Below are 16,134 nucleotides of genomic sequence, written 5' to 3'. Positions count from 1 at the left end.
ATCAAAATGGAACTATACGGACAACAAAGCAAAAGCATACTTCAAAAAAGTATAATTCAATTGGTAGAAATTCTATTGTTATGGTTGTCTTTTTGGATTTTGTTCCAAAATGGAGGGAATTGGTTTGCTCATCACTGACACATTAACAACAAACAAGAGGGTTACGAGCTAAGAATGCTTATTTTCATTTTTAATAGTATTATTTTTCTCAGACTTGCTTATACGATGATTTTTCTACTTCCAGAGAACAAAGAAAAAATTTATACAATAGGATTCTTAAATACTCAAGGCATATAAATTACTTTGGTGATATTTTATGTGTAACAGCTTACGCGCTAGTCACTAGAAACTGGTACGCTGGTTCTATTCCTGTTTTCGTTTTTTGTTTTTTTGCATTTTATAACGCACCCAAACTGGATCAATACCTCAAAGGTAAATATGGGAAAGGCTACGATGAATATGCAGCCAAAACTAAAATGTTAATACCTTTTATATATTGAAAAAATCTACGCCTATCTCCTTAAACCTTCCTGTGGCTAAAGTCTTACTCACAGCGTCTCGAATTTTGTGATGTTTTTGTTTTTAGGCTTTGTTGTTTTAGTTTAAGTAACTGTTTTTCAAACAATTGAATTGAAATAATTATTAATATTATGTAAATTGGATTGGCTGGTATTACTTAATCGAGAAAGAGTGTGTTGTTAATGATAGTGCGGGCCAAAACACTGTGTTTTAAAAGCAGATAAATGCTTAAGTTATGAAGAAATTTATTTTGCCATATTTAGTAATAGTGATGAGTTTGTTAAGCTTGGAGGCTTTTGCTCAAACTAAATCTCAGGCGCAACAAGATACAACAGCCTTGTTAGGCTTGCCGGGAGACAACCTGGATCTTTATGCTGTGTTAGATTTGTTTCAAAAGTCAAAAACGATTGAAGATTTTGAAAAATCATTGAATGATGAAAAAACAAAAGTCAATAACCTGGATTTAAACCTGGATAAAAAAGTTGATTTTATCAAAGTGATAACAAATAAAAAGGATGATTCATATACATTTATACTTCAGGTTGATGTCAGCAAAACTGAAACACAGGATGTTGCGGTCATTTTATTAGATAGGGATAAAGATAAGAAGGTCAGCTTGCAGATTGTTGGTGATAAGGATTTGTACGGTAAAGATTATGTTATTGAACCTAAAGGGAATTCGTCAATTACCGCAAATCCCGGTTATGTTGGCCCTGACCCTGTAACAAAAGATGTTCCGGCAACATCTACTGTAGTTGTTCAATCCGCACCGATCGTTCAGTACGTGTATTCTCCGGCCTATGTGCCTTATGCTCCTCCTTATTATTATGGATATTATCCGCCTTGGTTTGGATTTGCAACAGTTATGGCTGTTGGCATTTATCGTAGTAATAATTGGTATCATCATGGGGGGTATTATGGCGGTCATTACCACGGTGGTAATAATAATGTGATCATTAATAACAGGAATAGCGTCAATCATTACAATAATACTAGACGAACATCCAATACAGTTCGCAATAACCAAGCTAGAGGTAGTTATGGTACAGGAACGGCAAATAGGGCAGGAACTCGGCCATCGGCTTCGACTCGTCCAGCCACCTCTCCATCAAATAGAGCCGGAGGAGGAGCGTCAGTATCCAACCGACAATCTCCGTCAGTATCGAGCCGGCCATCTCCATCTACATCAAATCGAAACTTTTCTTCTCCTTCAACAAGATCGAGTTCAATGGGGGCAGGAGGACGTTCGATGGGAGGAGGAAGAGCTTCAATGGGCGGTGGAAGAAGACGCTAATAAATAAAGGGATATATAAAAAGGCTGTCCGGAACATCGTTTCAGACAGCCTTTTGAAAATGGATGCAAGTTCACTTTTATTTAAGAGGCATATCAGAAGCACTCATATCTCTTAGCGCAACATATTTGCCATTTCTTTTTTCAAACAGACTCATGTAATTTCCCGTATTAATTGGGGTCCCGGTTGAATCCACAACTGTAAAGTATCCAATTTCTACAACCTGATTTCCATCATTGGATACAAAAACTTCGTTCGTTTTAAATGAAATCTTATCAGTAGTTGAAGCTATATCATTTTTTAAAAATGTTACTATTGCATCCTTGCCAACTAATGGGGCTCTATTCTGAAAAAAGCTAATCGCATCATCTGCATAATAGCCTATGTTTCTCACTTCCCCGCTGTTGTATAGCTCAGCAAATGAATCTTCTTTTGCTTGAATTTCTTTTTTGATTTGTTCTTTGTCAATTATAACCGCTACCGGTTTTTCTTTTTGGGGATTGCAGGCAAACATTAAACTTAGTATACAGCCTAATGATATTCCTTTTAAGATCATCTTTTTCATAATTAAATATTCTTATGTTATTAATTGATAATTAAATGAAACCGCTAATACTAAATATAAAAAAAAAGAACAGCAAAGAGGGAGATAGTTGTGATAAATCCGAGAGAATGAATGCCTGCAATAGGATGGCTTGACAAAATGAGAGATCTGCAGACAGAAGTAGCCCCGTTAACCCATTAAGAGGATCAAGTAATTGTTTATAAATTATTAAAAAACAGATACTTGTATTCTGTATAAAGAAATGAAAATGGTAAATTTATGTTGCATTTTTCCTTTTATCGTAATTATTTTCTGAATAGGTTTTTAAAGAATCTCTAAATGGCAAATTCCTTTGATACCACGAATTCGCTTGTAACCATTGGGTTTGGAGGCGATGTAATGATGGGTGGGCTGGTAAACGAAAAGATTGCTCAAGCCGGCCATTCATATCCTTGGGGTAATGCACTTCCTCTGTTCAAAAGCAATGATTTGAACATCGTTAATTTGGAAGCTCCGTTAACTACCTATAAAAAGGAGCAAACACGGAAAGCTATTAATTTCAAGGCTGATCCATCCAGAATTCAGACGCTAATGGATGCAGGAATCAATGTTGTTAATATAGCAAATGATCATATCCTTGATTTTCATGAAGAAGGATTGATGGATACCATTGAGCATCTGCGTAAATCAGGTATTGAACATGTTGGTGCCGGAGCCGATGCTGAAATGGCTGCAGCGCCGGTTATCCTGACAAGAAAAGACGTTACGATCGGAATTCTTGGTTTTACCGACAATGAACCTTATTGGGCCGCAATAAAACGCCCCGGTACAAATTATATAAATATCGGTGATATCAGGACGGTTCAATGGGCAATTAAGCCCATTCGCGATCAGGTAGATGTGCTCATCGTTACCATCCATTGGGGAGATAAAATGGTGGGAAAACCACTGGCTGAGTTCGTTGACTTTGCGCATCAGATCATTGATGCCGGTGCTGATATTATACACGGGCATGGCAATCATACTTTTCAAGGGATTGAAGTTTATAACGGCAAGGTGATTATGTATGATACCGGTGATTTAATTGATGATTACAATGTCGACCCTGAACTCAGAAATGACCATTCTTTATTCGTTACTTGCGAAATAGATAAAACGGGTGTAAAGAAATTAAAGTTGACCCCATTGTTAATTCAGGAAATGCAGGCGAATCTTGCCAAAAACGAGGATTATGATTGGGCCATTTCTCGAATACAGGAGCTCTCGGCCCCATTTAATACCTTTATTACCAAAGAAGGTGAAGTGCATCTGAACCATTCATGAGTTCATCACTGTCATTAAAATCTCAACATCAAAATGAATACTTCAATCATTGAATCTACCGTAAATACCTGGATAGCCGAACCAGAAAAGGCCAAAGTAAGTCCAAGGGTTACAGCACGTACTGAAGGTACTCACGCGATTATTGACACCGGAGTGTTTTCTTGGAAAATGGACCTTGCAGAAGCCATAGGTGGAGAAAATACTGCCCCAAGTCCTACTGCCTTATTGCTGGGAGCCCTGTCTGGCTGCGCGGCAATCTTCATAAAAGATACTTTAGCACCTCAATTGGGCATTGAAGTGGATGATGTGGAAGCTATAGTACAATGTAAAACAGATGCCCGTGGCTTACTTGGGATGGAAAATGCTCTTCCTGATTTGCTGGATATTGAATTAACTATTCAAATAATTTCTGATGCCCCAAAAGAAGATATAGAGCATTTATTTGAAACCTGGAAACAAAGATGTCCCGTTTACCTTGCTTTATTAAAGCCAATGAACATTAGTACTTCATTAGGTTAACAGAACGTATAAAGCTCTGTTTACCTTTATTTAACGCCCTTTGTATTCTAAAAACGTTAACTGAGAAGATTAAAGGGAGATTAGGGGGGAGTACGCTTATGGTGTAATTACCTTTTACTTTTTCCGTAAATATTTATTCACAAGATAATTTGCCCCATTCCAGGATTTCAATAATTAGCGGTTTAAAACGCAATAAAATCATAATCCATTAGAATTTTAGTCAGAAATTATTTTACTTAGCAAGTATTATAATTGAACAATCACGTTAATAAAAAATCATAAGCAAAATGGCATTCTTCGAATCAAGTAATCCCACTCTAAAACAAAATACATTCAATCTTCCTGTCGACTCTACCGAGTTAATGACGGTTTCCGGTACGGTGCGTAATACGTTTTTATTGCTCGTTATGACTGTAATTCCTGCCATGTATACCTGGTATACGTTGAGTATAGGGGCTAATCCTGCCACAATGATGCCGCTGGCATGGGGAGGAATGATCGGCGCTCTCGTACTTTCATTTGTTACCATGTTTAAAAAGGAGTGGTCGCCAATTACAGCTCCATTATATGCATTGGGTGAAGGTTTAGCGCTGGGATTGATTTCATTCTATTTTGATGCAAGATTTCCTGGTATTGCTATTCAAGCCATCATGTTAACCTTCGGCGTGTTGTTTTCAATGTTGATGGCTTATCGTTTTGGATGGTTACGAGCGACAGAACGCTTCAGACAAGTAGTAATGTTAGCCACCATGGGTATCATGATCTGTTATCTTATTAACTTTGTAATGTCGTTTTTCGGCGCAAGCATGCCGATGATTCACGAAGGAGGGCTCATTGGAATTGGTTTTAGTATGGTCGTAGTGATTGTAGCTTCCCTGAATCTTATCCTGGATTTTGATTTTATTGAGCGGGGGGCAGCAGCAGGAGCTCCTAAATACATGGAATGGTACGGTGCCTTTAGCTTATTGGTTACCATCATTTGGTTGTATCTTGAAATTTTACGACTGCTATCAAAACTGAATCGTAAATAATTTATAATACAAAATAAAAAATTGGGCTGCTACTTAGAAGTTGCAGCCTATTTTAATTTATAAACACGTAGCTTTCGTATATGAGTTGGATTAGGAAAATAACCCTGTTTTTTCGGTTTCTAAAAAAGAAGTTAAGTCATAATCAGTTCATGGTACTTTCGGGTATTTTGGTAGGTTTAACTGCCGGAATGGCTTCTGTAATTTTAAAAACGATTGTTCATTATATTCATCGTATTTATCTTTATGACTTCCCCTTTAATGCTGGTAAAATTGGTATTTATTTTCTTCCCTTAATCGGTATCCTTATCACGGTTTTTATTGTACAATATTTTTTTAAAGGCAATGATGGGCGAGGAATAGCGAATATATTATATGATATAGCCAGAAGATCGAGTTTGGTGGATAAGATCAAAATGTATTCGCAGGTAATTACGAGTGGGATTACTGTTGGCTTTGGTGGTTCATCAGGGTTAGAGGGGCCAATCGCTGTAACCGGATCGGCAATAGGTTCAAATTTTGCCAGATCTTATGGGTTAAACTATAAAGACCGAACTTTATTAGTAGCAGCAGGTGGAGCAGCAGGTATTGCCGGGGCATTTAATGCACCCATTACGGGAGTTATGTTTGCAATGGAAGTATTGTTGGTAGGTGTGGCCATTTCTGAATTTATTCCACTCATCATCGCCGCAGTTTGCGGTGCTTTATGTACCAAGGTTATTTTTAACGAAGAGATCCTCTTTCATTTTAAATCACTCAAAGAATTTAGTTACTACAATGTGTTTTTTTACGTGCTTTTAGGGGTTTTCTGCGGTTTTTTATCCGTGTACTTTGCACGCGCAACTCATTTTGTAGAGCACTTTTTTGAGCAAATGGGAACTCGGTATTATAAGAAAGCTCTTATTGGAGGTCTACTGCTTGCCGTATTATGCTTTCTATTTCCTCCTTTACAAGGAGATGGTTACGAAAGTGTGAAGTTATTGGCTTCCAATAATGCAACAGCGCTCTTAAATGGAAGTGTTTGGTCGTTAAACGGTGTTTCTACCAATTTTCTGTTACTGTTTGTTCTGCTAGTGGGTCTGGTAAAAGTTTTTGCTACTTCACTTACCTTAGCTTCGGGAGGGAACGGAGGAACTTTTGCACCTGCTTTGTTTACTGGGGCATTTGCCGGTAATTTTTTTGCTTCACTCTTTAATTTGGTGGGTTTAGATAAACAGCTGCCTATTGCCAATTTTACCTTGGTGGGCATGGCCGGTATGTTAAGTGGTGTTATGTATGCCCCGCTTACCGGAATTTTTCTTATTGCCGAAATTACAGGAGGATATGATCTGATCTTACCCTTAATGATAGTATCCGTAAGTTCATACGTGATTGCTCACTCTATTGAACCATTTTCAATGGATACTAAAATTATGGCTACTAGTGGAGATATTTTTTCAAGTGATTACGATGCCAACATTCTAAATACCATACGTCAGGCTGAATTTGTTGAAACCGAATTCCTGCAAATTGAACCCGTTGCAAGCATTGCCGCATTATTGGCATTGTTTGGAAAAAGCAATGCGAGCATGATTGCCGTAATTGATGATGGAGATTTTAAAGGATGGATAACATTTGATGATGTTAGAAGCTACATGTTTGACCAGGAAAAGCAAACTAACAAAACAGTAGCTGATATCATGCGCCCCCCCCGGTTTTTTGTTAATGCGACGGATTCCTTGCATTCGATTATGGAAAAATTTGATAGCTCAGGCCTTTGGTATCTTCCGGTTTTGGATCAGACCAATCTGATTGGATTTATTTCAAAATCAGATATTTTGCATAATTATCGTAAAGAGTTAGCTCGTCATTCGGGGAAATACTGATGCATAAAAAAACCGTGAAGATTGATTTTACACGGTTTTCAAGTGATCGACAAGGGGAGAATTTTCGGCTATCTTATTTTGCCTTCTTACTTATTTTGGTAAAATAATAGGTAAGCTTCGATTTTTTATAGTCAAGATCAACGGTTTCGTTCCAAACCATACTTTTATCATCAATGGATTCAATGCTCATTTGAAAACCCTTGGTAATTGATTTCCCTTTTTGGCCTTCTAATAATGGCTTAATCCCGAAATAATTACCCTCAGGTTTAGTAATCGTTGACCAAACAATTTTCTGAGCATTGGTCGGACAACCTTCGGCCATGGGAGTGGTGATGGTGCCGTCATAATTACCATAAAAAACCCATTGGCTGTTCACCATGCAACCTGCGTCAACATCTCCAAAAACCTTAACCGTTGCATACGCCTTTATATTGTCATACAATATACTGTCGAGTTTCCAGGTGCCTTGAACAGTTTTGCGTTTTATGCTTTGCGAATAGCTCTGCATTCCAATAAACAGACAACCCAATGCGAATAAATAGGTGGTTAAGCGTTGCATAAACAATGAATTTAGATTGTAGATGATTTATATTAAATATAACAATTAGCAGTTATAAAATAAAAAACCATATGAAGTAATATCTTTATGAGTGCTTGAAGCAGAATGAAGATGCTCGAATACTAAGTTTCAGTAGTTGAGCTAATTGCACAAATGTTGAAATTTTCATCCGCATATGCTATAACAAAGACATAGATTTGTAGGTTGAGATAGCTTTCTTGTTAAAAGAAACAAAGAGAACTATTCTCAATCTATCCTACGCAGATAGTTTATCGCATTAAAACATCTCAACTAACGACATGGCTGAAAACATTAAAGTAGAATATAGCGAAGACGATATTAAATCCCTTGATTGGAAAGAGCATATACGCTTACGTCCGGGGATGTACATCGGAAAGCTGGGAGATGGTTCCGCTTTCGATGACGGTATCTATATTTTGGTGAAGGAGATCATCGATAACTCGATTGATGAGTTTGTGATGGGTTCTGGGAAAACGATTGACATCAACATATCTGACCATAAAGTAGCGGTTCGTGATTATGGTCGTGGTATCCCATTAGGTAAAGTGATCGATTGCGTTTCTAAAATCAATACCGGTGGTAAATATGATTCAAAAGCGTTCCAAAAGTCAGTGGGGTTAAACGGGGTAGGTACAAAAGCTGTAAACGCCTTGTCGGCCCAGTTTACCGTACAATCTTATCGCGAAGGACGTACCAAGTTCGCAGAATTCAGCAAAGGCGTTATTATTAAAGATGACGCTGAAAAAGATACCACACAGCGTAACGGTACCGCTATTTCTTTTGTACCCGATGAATATATTTTCCGCAACTTCAAATTTATTCCTGAATTCATCGAGAACATGATTTGGAATTACGTGTACTTGAATGCGGGATTAACCATTAATTTCAACGGCAAAAAGTTTTTCTCAGAAAGAGGATTATATGACTTGTTAGCGAAAAATACGGATTCGGAAACGATTCGTTACCCTATTATTCACCTGAAAGGTTCGGATATAGAAGTGGCGATGACACACGATAATCATTATGGTGAAGAGTATTATTCATTTGTAAACGGTCAGAATACCACACAAGGCGGTACACACCAGGCTGCTTTTCGTGAAGCGGTGGTGAAAACGGTTCGTGAGTTTTTTAAGAAAGAATACGACGCTACTGACATTCGTGCATCCATTGTGGCTGCCATCAGCATCAAAGTTCAGGAGCCGGTTTTTGAATCGCAGACTAAAACTAAATTAGGATCTCAAAATATTGGTCCAGAGGGGCCTTCTGTTCGTACGTTTATCAATGATTTTCTGAAGAAGGAGCTTGATGATTACCTGCATAAACATCCCGATGTAGCCGATGGAATGTTGAAGCGTATTTTGCAGAGTGAGCGTGAACGTAAAGACATTGCCGGCATTAAAAAGCTAGCCAATGAGCGTGCTAAAAAAGCCCAACTGCATAACCGTAAACTACGTGATTGCAAGCTTCATCTTGATGATGAAAATAAAAAAGATGATTCAAGACGCTTTGATACCACATTGTTTATTACCGAGGGTGATTCGGCTTCGGGTTCTATCACAAAATCACGTGATGTACAAACGCAGGCCGTATTTAGTTTAAAAGGTAAGCCGTTAAACTGTTATGGTCTAACCAAAAAAATAGTTTACGAAAACGAGGAGTTCAACCTCTTACAACATGCTTTAAATATTGAAGATGGTTTGGATGGCTTACGTTACAATCATATTGTAATTGCCACCGATGCCGACGTTGACGGTATGCACATCCGCATGTTGTTAATGACGTTCTTCTTGCAGTTTTTTCCTGATCTTGTCAAAAACGGGCATTTGTATATATTGCAAACACCTTTGTTCCGTGTTCGAAATAAGAAGGAAACGATTTATTGCTACAGCGATGAGGAACGAAAAGCGGCAATTGAAAAGCTGGGAACCAAACCGGAAATTACCCGATTTAAAGGTCTGGGTGAGATTTCTCCTGAAGAGTTTTCGTTGTTTATCGGCGAAGACATGCGCTTGGATCCGGTTATTCTAAAAGATTCTCATATCAAAAATATACTGGAATATTACATGGGTAAAAATACTCCTGAACGTCAGGAATTTATTATTGATAATTTGAGAGTTGAAATTGATTTAGCCGAAGAGCTGATGTAGGATGTATTAAAATATATTGCTGCGAAGTAACAGACTTAGCAGAACGGTGGAAAACGCAGATTACTTAAGTTTTAAAGTTGATTTTAGAGGCTGAAAATGTCAGAACAAGATAATATAAACGAACAAAACAATACGAATGATGAAACCCTCCACGATGTAACCAAAGTGGATGGTTTGTACGAAAGTTGGTTTTTGGACTATGCATCCTATGTAATCCTTGATCGTGCCGTGCCTAATATGTACGATGGTTTTAAGCCGGTACAGCGACGTATTTTGCACTCGTTGAAAGAAATGGATGATGGCCGCTTTAATAAAGCAGCCAACGTAATTGGTAATACCATGAAATATCATCCGCATGGTGATGCTTCTATCGGTGATGCCATGGTGCAAATCGGGCAAAAAAACTTATTGATCGATACGCAGGGGAACTGGGGTGACCCTATAACCGGAGACTCAGCGGCGGCTCCTCGTTATATTGAAGCGCGTTTGTCAAAGTTTGCCTTGGATGTTGTGTTCAATCCGCAGACTACAGAATGGCAACTTTCATATGATGGACGTAATGATGAACCCGTAATTTTACCCGTAAAGTTTCCAATGGTATTAACCTCCGGAACTGAAGGTATTGCCGTGGGTTTGGCAACAAAAATTCTTCCTCACAATTTTATTGAGTTGATTGATGCTTCTATTGAAGTGCTAAGAGGAAAGCGTCCTGACTTGCTACCTGATTTCCCAACCGGAGGTTCTGCTGATTTTTCAAAATACAATGAAGGTCAGCGGGGAGGACGTGTACGTGTTCGTGCGAAGATTCAAGATCGTGATAAAAAAACCTTAGTCATTACCGAAATTCCTTTTGGAACTACAACCACCGGTTTAATTGATAGCGTAATTGCGGCAAATGATAAGGGCAAGATTAAGATCAAAAAGATAGAGGATAATACTGCCAAAAATGTTGAAATTGTCATTCATCTTGCACCGGGAATATCACCTGATATAACGATTGACGCTTTGTATGCATTCACGAATTGTGAAATGTCGCTGTCGCCTAATACTTGTGTAATAAAGGATAATAAGCCGCATTTCATGAGTGTGAATGATATTCTTGTTGAATGTACTCACCGTACAAAGGACTTACTGAAACAAGAATTAGAGATAAAGCTGGCTGAATTAAAAGAAAAGATTTTCTTTAGTTCATTGCTTAAGATCTTCATTCAAGAAGGTATGTATAAAAATCCTGCGTATGAAAATTCAGGTAATTTTGAAAGCGTGGTTGAAGTATTGAATAAACTCTTTGAACCGTTCTTTCCACAGTTTTATCGTGAAATTCTTCCGGAGGATTATAAAAAACTGATCGATAAGCCGATGAGTAGTATTACTCGTTTCGATGTGAAAAAAGCGGACGAGCAAATGAAAGCGTTGCAAGATGATATTAATGAAGTAGAAGGACATCTGGCTAACTTAATCCAGTTCACGATTGATTATTTTACTCGGTTAAAGGATAAATATGGTAGGGGGCGAGAACGTAAAACAGAGATTAGGGCATTCGATACCGTACAGGCTGCCCAAGTTGCATTAGCCAATGTGAAGCTTTATGTGAATAGGGAGGAGGGTTTTGTTGGAACTGGTTTACGTAAAGATGAATTTGTTTGTGATTGTTCTGATATTGATGATATAATCGCATTCCGTGCCGATGGTAAATTCCTTGTGTCAAAAGTTTCCGAAAAGGCATTTATGGGTAAACATATTATTCATGTGGGAGTGTTTAAAAAGAATGACGACCGGACGGCATATAATATGATTTATCGTGACGGCGCAAGTGGCGGATCGTTTATGAAACGTTTCCAGGTGGGTGGAGTAACACGTGATAAAGAATACGATCTTACCAAAGGCAGCAAGGGCTCTTCTGTTTTATGGTTCACCGCCAATCCGAACGGTGAGGCTGAAACGATAAACATCCAGCTCAAGCCGCATTCAAAATTACGTAAACTTCAGTTTGATGTAGATTTCACCGATTTGGCTATTAAGGGGAGAGGTTCACAAGGGAACGTTGTTACTAAATATCCTATTAAAAAAATTGTCTTAAAATCTGCAGGTGTTTCAACCTTGGCTGGTCGCAAGATTTGGTTTGATGAAGTGTTACAACGTTTAAATGCTGATGGACGAGGTCATTTCCTGGGCTTTTTCAGTGGTGATGATCGCATCATTACTGTTTATAAGAACGGAGAATATGAGTTAACAACTTTTGATCTCTCCAATCACTTTGATGAAGGATTGCAGATTATCCGTAAGTTCAATCCTGAAATGGTGATTTCAGCGATTCACTATGAAGGCAAAGCCAAAAACTTTTTTGTAAAACGGTTTGTGCCTGAAAATACGGCCGTTAACAAAAAAAATACTTTTATCAGTGATGAATCCGGATCAAAATTAGTGCTCGTTAGTATTGCCGAAAATCCAATTGTTAATTTAACGGTTCTTAAAGGTAAAGCTAAAGATAAAGAGACAAGCGAAATCAACCTTGCTGAATTTATCGATGTAAAAGGCTTAAAGGCAAATGGTAACCGGTTAAGTCAGTTCGAAATACATTCAGTTGAACTGATTGAACAGGAAGAAGAGGAAACCGAGAATTCAAACCATGATTCAGAAGAATCAACCAACGATTCTGATAACACAAACGAATCATCAAATGAATCAACAGAAAAAACGATAACTAAAAATGTTGATTTTGAAATAACGAATCCAGACGATGTGGATTTGGAAGATGATGGACAGATTACAATGTTTTAATTAATATTTTAAACACTCAAATTAATACGATATGATCAAGAAATTACCTTTGGCTCTTTTAGTAGTTCTTTCTTTTTCGGTTTCATCTTGTGATGCACAAAAAGTTTTTAAAGATGTTTTAACTCAAGTAGCAACGCAACAATCAGGGGAGCTTGACATTTCGGCCGGGTTGAAGCAAGCATTAAATCAAGGTGTTGATAAAGCGATTGCTCAAGTGTCTGTAACGGATGGATTTTTGAAAAATCAGGCTATTAAAGTGCTACTTCCGCCAGAATTGCAGCAGGTTGAATCAAAGATGAGAGCAGTTGGAATGGGCAGTTTAGTTGACGATGGACTGAAATTATTGAACAGAGCAGCAGAAGATGCTTCTAGTAAGGCTAAGCCCATTTTTGTTGGAGCGGTTAAGCAAATGACCTTTCAGGATGCTACATCTATTTTAATGGGTGAGAAAAACGCTGCAACTCAATATCTTAAAAAAACTACTTCTACTCCATTATATCAGGCGTTTAGTCCGGTGATAAAAGGTTCGCTGGACAGTGTTGGAGCCACCAAAATGTGGACCCAAATCATTACTAAATACAATAAGATTCCATTTGTTGCTAAAGTGAATCCGAATTTAACGGATTATGTAACTAACAAAGCAATGGATGGCGTATTTCTCATGGTTGAAAAAGAAGAGTTGGCAATTCGAAAAGACCCGATTAATCGAACCACTGATTTGCTTAAGAAAGTATTTGCCCGTCAGGATATGTAATTGGAGATTAATGAAAGAGTACATACATTGCTACTGTTCTCAGGCCATTAATCTTTTTTCTTGAGTCTTTACATTATTTCATTTTAATGATCAAAAAGTTATTCATTGCGTTAGCCGTGTTGATAGGCATTGGCCTGTTATTGCTGGTTATAGGCTTTCCCGGAAATATGATTTTAGGTATTTGGGGGCTAACAGGAGTTTTTGGGATAATCTTTATTATAATTTGGTTGCCATTGAAAGTTATTAGAGGACCAAGAAAATCTAATCTTTCAAAGTCTTCTTCAAAGTCTTCTTCAAAGTCAATAAAAAATACTTCTATTAAGCGTAAGGTAAATAAAATTTAGAATTTGGTTATTTGGTTTTATTTTTTTTATTTAGAATAAACCAAACCCCAAATTCAATATGAAACACAAGTTGCTCTTTCCGGCAGTGACCTGCATGCTCTTTTTTTTAGCAGGTTTAATTTTTAATTTTCTTGAATTACCTGGTTCACGTACAATTATGCTTATTAGTATGATTATATTAAGTGGATTATGTTTGATTCTTTTTTATTCGATGGTGAAAATTGCAGCTTCCGGGAAGAAGTTCTCGCAAAATGCATGAGAAGAAGCTTGCCTTAATAAAAAAGTCCGTCTCGAATAATTTCAAGACGGACTTTTTAATATTATCAACTGCAGGTTTTACTGGTATTGAATATACAAAGGTTGTGGGTAAAGCGCCAATACATCTTTGGGTTCCATCATTGGCTTTCCACATTTAATATCATTTTTGAAAAATAATTTAAAGCCGGTGTATTGAACGGGTTCCTTATAGATATACTGTTTGTAGGTATCTTTTTTAAGATCAGAAGGCCCCCAGCCATCCATGTGCATTACTACCTGAACTTCTCTTTTCAGCTTGATATCTTTTGAATTGGTAACCATTTTACGGGTAAATCGGTGAACGATTAATAGTTTAGGAGGAATGCTATCACTTTTTACTAAATTTTGTAAATAATTGATTGCATAATTTACATCCGCAGCATCAAATGTTCCAATGCGCTTACCCGGTACATCGCCTGATTTCATAGAGAATTCCGGATCAATGCCCAAATGTACATTAGGTAATTTTAAGTATTTTTCAAGCAATGGAATTTCTTGTTGCAAAGTGCTGTGTCCAACCTGAATATCTAAAAAAACAATAGCATTTCGCTTTTTGGCTAACGATAAGGTGCTGTCAATTAACTTGTACGGCATGCGCAAATTGTAAGTATTGTTTTTGCCAGGTTGCCCCTGAGCCGTAACAACAATTAAATGCAAGGCTGGTTTAACCGGAGTTTTCGGATCAGCAAGTTGCCATTTCTTTATTTCGGTATCTAAACGATTTAACATTTCAGCTCCTGGATATTCGCCTAGAACACCCATTTTTTTGGAATATAGATTTCCGTAAAAGGCAACGATCCTGTTAGTTGGTAATATCGAATTAGCTAAAGGTTTAGGGCCTTTTACCACCCATTTTCCCAGCGTATCAAAGGTTATAGGCGAATAAGGGATGTCATTTTCCGGATCAATAATAGGAATGGAGGCCTTTTTTTTAATATTAGCACTAATGGTAGTGGTTTTTTTATTCTCGCCGGACTTAATAATTTCTTTTCCAGAACTATTAAAACCATAGAAAATAGCAAATGACGAAAAAGCAAGGATTGTTAAGGTTCCGAAAATTAAAATATTTTTATTTAATTTCATTGAGTTTGATTTTTAATTCCATTCGCAGAATCTCGTCTATTGCTTATACAACAAGAAATGATGTAGAATGGTTAGTAATGGTTAGTGGATGTTTACGATGAAAGCAGGTAAGAGTTACAGGTTTTTGTAGGTTTTTAAAATAATCCATGGATTGGTTCATGGACTATTTTCTTTAGTTAGAATGATCTAAATTTCCCCCAAACGCCAAGTGGTAATTTTCCGCCTTTAGTAATTTCTAAACAAAGTTCTCCGATTTCAAGGTTTTTCACTTGTGGAAATGAACTTTTAATTAAATTTTCTACAATAATTGATGAAAAGCCCAATGAGTAGGTATTGAGAATAAGAAAGTGTTCTTCTTCATCGAGAAGCTTTACCACATCTTTCATCATCGCATTGATGTTATCTTCCAGCTTCCATTTTTCTCCATTGGGGCCGTTTCCATAAGCAGGAGGATCCAGAATGATTCCATTGTATTTTTTACCTCGTTTTACCTCTCGTTGCACAAACTTTAATGCATCTTCTACTACCCATCTTATGTTGTTAAGATGGGATTGTTCCATGTTTTCTTTGGCCCAGGTTACAACCTGTTTAATCGAATCAACATGAGTAACATCAGCTCCAGCACATTTGGCCGCAATAGATGCTCCTCCGGTGTAAGCAAAAAGGTTGAGGAATTTAGGCTGCGGAGTTTTCATCATTTTAATCGACTCAGCAATATAATCCCAGTTTGCTGCCTGTTCAGGGAAGATACCCACATGTTTAAAAGAAGTAAGTCCTAACCTGAACTTCAGGTCAAGGTCTTTGGTTTTATACTCAATATGCCAGCGATCAGGCTGTGAACGGTCTTTTTGAATCCATTCGCCGGAAGTGGCTGAACGGCCTTTAAAACGAATGTGGTGTAATTTAGTCCATTCTGCTTCGCTAAGATTTTTGTCCCAAACAGCCTGTGGCTCGGGGCGTATCAGGATGTATTTTCCGAAACGCTCCAGTTTTTCAAAATTGCCACAGTCGATTAACTCGTAATCTTTCCAGTTTGTGGGCGTTAAAAGATTGATCAT

The 16,134-nt window shown here is 37.6% G+C and carries 13 protein-coding genes and 1 pseudogene; 10 read left to right on the top strand and 4 right to left on the bottom strand.

Features of this window, described 5'->3' with window-relative positions:
- Positions 1-266: 266 nt before the first annotated feature.
- Positions 267-500, top strand: a pseudogene (locus tag FN756_RS14730) (methyltransferase family protein); the annotation flags it as partial.
- Positions 501-754: 254 nt separating this feature from the next.
- Complete coding sequence (locus FN756_RS00315; RefSeq protein WP_142600499.1) at positions 755-1,813, top strand: hypothetical protein; 1,059 nt, start codon at positions 755-757, stop codon at positions 1,811-1,813.
- Positions 1,814-1,890: 77 nt separating this feature from the next.
- Here FN756_RS00315 and FN756_RS00310 read toward each other — a convergent pair whose 3' ends face one another.
- Positions 1,891-2,376, bottom strand: a complete 486-nt coding sequence (locus tag FN756_RS00310) for a YybH family protein (RefSeq protein WP_142600498.1) — start codon at positions 2,374-2,376, stop codon at positions 1,891-1,893.
- 318 nt (positions 2,377-2,694) lie between these two features.
- Here FN756_RS00310 and FN756_RS00305 point away from each other — a divergent pair, with 318 nt between their 5' ends.
- From FN756_RS00305 to FN756_RS00290, 4 genes are all read left to right on the top strand, one after another.
- Positions 2,695-3,678, top strand: coding sequence for a CapA family protein (locus tag FN756_RS00305; protein WP_142600496.1), 984 nt, complete (start codon positions 2,695-2,697; stop codon positions 3,676-3,678).
- Positions 3,679-3,711: 33 nt separating this feature from the next.
- Positions 3,712-4,197, top strand: a complete 486-nt coding sequence (locus tag FN756_RS00300; RefSeq protein ID WP_142600495.1) for an OsmC family protein — start codon at positions 3,712-3,714, stop codon at positions 4,195-4,197.
- A 287-nt stretch (positions 4,198-4,484) separates the two neighbouring features.
- Positions 4,485-5,228, top strand: a complete 744-nt coding sequence (locus FN756_RS00295) for a Bax inhibitor-1/YccA family protein (RefSeq protein WP_142600493.1) — start codon at positions 4,485-4,487, stop codon at positions 5,226-5,228.
- 80 nt (positions 5,229-5,308) lie between these two features.
- Complete coding sequence (locus FN756_RS00290; RefSeq protein ID WP_142600491.1) at positions 5,309-7,090, top strand: chloride channel protein; 1,782 nt, start codon at positions 5,309-5,311, stop codon at positions 7,088-7,090.
- A gap of 73 nt (positions 7,091-7,163) precedes the next feature.
- On the opposite strand, the gene FN756_RS00285 is transcribed toward FN756_RS00290, so the two are convergent.
- Positions 7,164-7,649: a hypothetical protein gene (locus FN756_RS00285; protein WP_142600489.1), complete on the bottom strand. Its 486-nt coding sequence runs from the start codon at positions 7,647-7,649 to the stop codon at positions 7,164-7,166.
- 299 nt (positions 7,650-7,948) lie between these two features.
- Here FN756_RS00285 and FN756_RS00280 point away from each other — a divergent pair, with 299 nt between their 5' ends.
- The 4 genes from FN756_RS00280 (at position 7,949) to FN756_RS00265 (ending at position 13,696) form a co-directional block, all read left to right on the top strand.
- Positions 7,949-9,817 carry a DNA topoisomerase IV subunit B gene (locus FN756_RS00280; RefSeq protein ID WP_142600487.1) on the top strand — a complete coding sequence of 623 codons (1,869 nt, stop codon included), beginning with the start codon at positions 7,949-7,951 and terminating at the stop codon, positions 9,815-9,817.
- Positions 9,818-9,913: 96 nt separating this feature from the next.
- Entirely contained in the window at positions 9,914-12,598 is a 2,685-nt protein-coding gene (locus FN756_RS00275) for a DNA gyrase/topoisomerase IV subunit A (RefSeq protein WP_142600486.1), read from the top strand.
- A gap of 31 nt (positions 12,599-12,629) precedes the next feature.
- Positions 12,630-13,352 (top strand): DUF4197 domain-containing protein, encoded by a 723-nt coding sequence (locus FN756_RS00270; protein WP_142600484.1) that lies wholly within the window; start codon positions 12,630-12,632, stop codon positions 13,350-13,352.
- Positions 13,353-13,438: 86 nt separating this feature from the next.
- Entirely contained in the window at positions 13,439-13,696 is a 258-nt protein-coding gene (locus FN756_RS00265) for a hypothetical protein (protein WP_142600482.1), read from the top strand.
- 336 nt (positions 13,697-14,032) lie between these two features.
- On the opposite strand, the gene FN756_RS00260 is transcribed toward FN756_RS00265, so the two are convergent.
- The gene (locus FN756_RS00260) at positions 14,033-15,076 is read right to left on the bottom strand and encodes a hypothetical protein (protein WP_142600481.1); all 1,044 of its coding nucleotides are present in this window, start codon (positions 15,074-15,076) and stop codon (positions 14,033-14,035) included.
- 176 nt (positions 15,077-15,252) lie between these two features.
- Entirely contained in the window at positions 15,253-16,134 is an 882-nt protein-coding gene (locus FN756_RS00255; RefSeq protein WP_142600479.1) for a class I SAM-dependent methyltransferase, read from the bottom strand.

Source organism: Solitalea koreensis (assembly GCF_900182575.1).
In the GTDB taxonomy this organism is placed as follows: Bacteria; Bacteroidota; Bacteroidia; order Sphingobacteriales; family Sphingobacteriaceae; genus Solitalea; species Solitalea koreensis.
This window is presented reverse-complemented; position numbering and strand designations above follow the sequence as displayed.

Bases quoted from the DNA above. Each gene is read 5' to 3' on its own strand.
- FN756_RS00310 (WP_142600498.1), bottom strand. From the start codon at position 2,376: ATGAAAAAGATGATCTTAAAAGGAATATCATTAGGCTGTATACTAAGT.
- FN756_RS00260 (WP_142600481.1), bottom strand. From the start codon at position 15,076: ATGAAATTAAATAAAAATATTTTAATTTTCGGAACCTTAACAATCCTT.
- FN756_RS00280 (WP_142600487.1), top strand. From the start codon at position 7,949: ATGGCTGAAAACATTAAAGTAGAATATAGCGAAGACGATATTAAATCC.
- FN756_RS00265 (WP_142600482.1), top strand. From the start codon at position 13,439: ATGATCAAAAAGTTATTCATTGCGTTAGCCGTGTTGATAGGCATTGGC.
- FN756_RS00255 (WP_142600479.1), bottom strand. From the start codon at position 16,134: ATGATCAATCTTTTAACGCCCACAAACTGGAAAGATTACGAGTTAATC.
- FN756_RS00315 (WP_142600499.1), top strand. From the start codon at position 755: ATGAAGAAATTTATTTTGCCATATTTAGTAATAGTGATGAGTTTGTTA.
- FN756_RS00275 (WP_142600486.1), top strand. From the start codon at position 9,914: ATGTCAGAACAAGATAATATAAACGAACAAAACAATACGAATGATGAA.
- FN756_RS00270 (WP_142600484.1), top strand. From the start codon at position 12,630: ATGATCAAGAAATTACCTTTGGCTCTTTTAGTAGTTCTTTCTTTTTCG.
- FN756_RS00295 (WP_142600493.1), top strand. From the start codon at position 4,485: ATGGCATTCTTCGAATCAAGTAATCCCACTCTAAAACAAAATACATTC.
- FN756_RS00305 (WP_142600496.1), top strand. From the start codon at position 2,695: ATGGCAAATTCCTTTGATACCACGAATTCGCTTGTAACCATTGGGTTT.
- FN756_RS00300 (WP_142600495.1), top strand. From the start codon at position 3,712: ATGAATACTTCAATCATTGAATCTACCGTAAATACCTGGATAGCCGAA.
- FN756_RS00290 (WP_142600491.1), top strand. From the start codon at position 5,309: ATGAGTTGGATTAGGAAAATAACCCTGTTTTTTCGGTTTCTAAAAAAG.
- FN756_RS00285 (WP_142600489.1), bottom strand. From the start codon at position 7,649: ATGCAACGCTTAACCACCTATTTATTCGCATTGGGTTGTCTGTTTATT.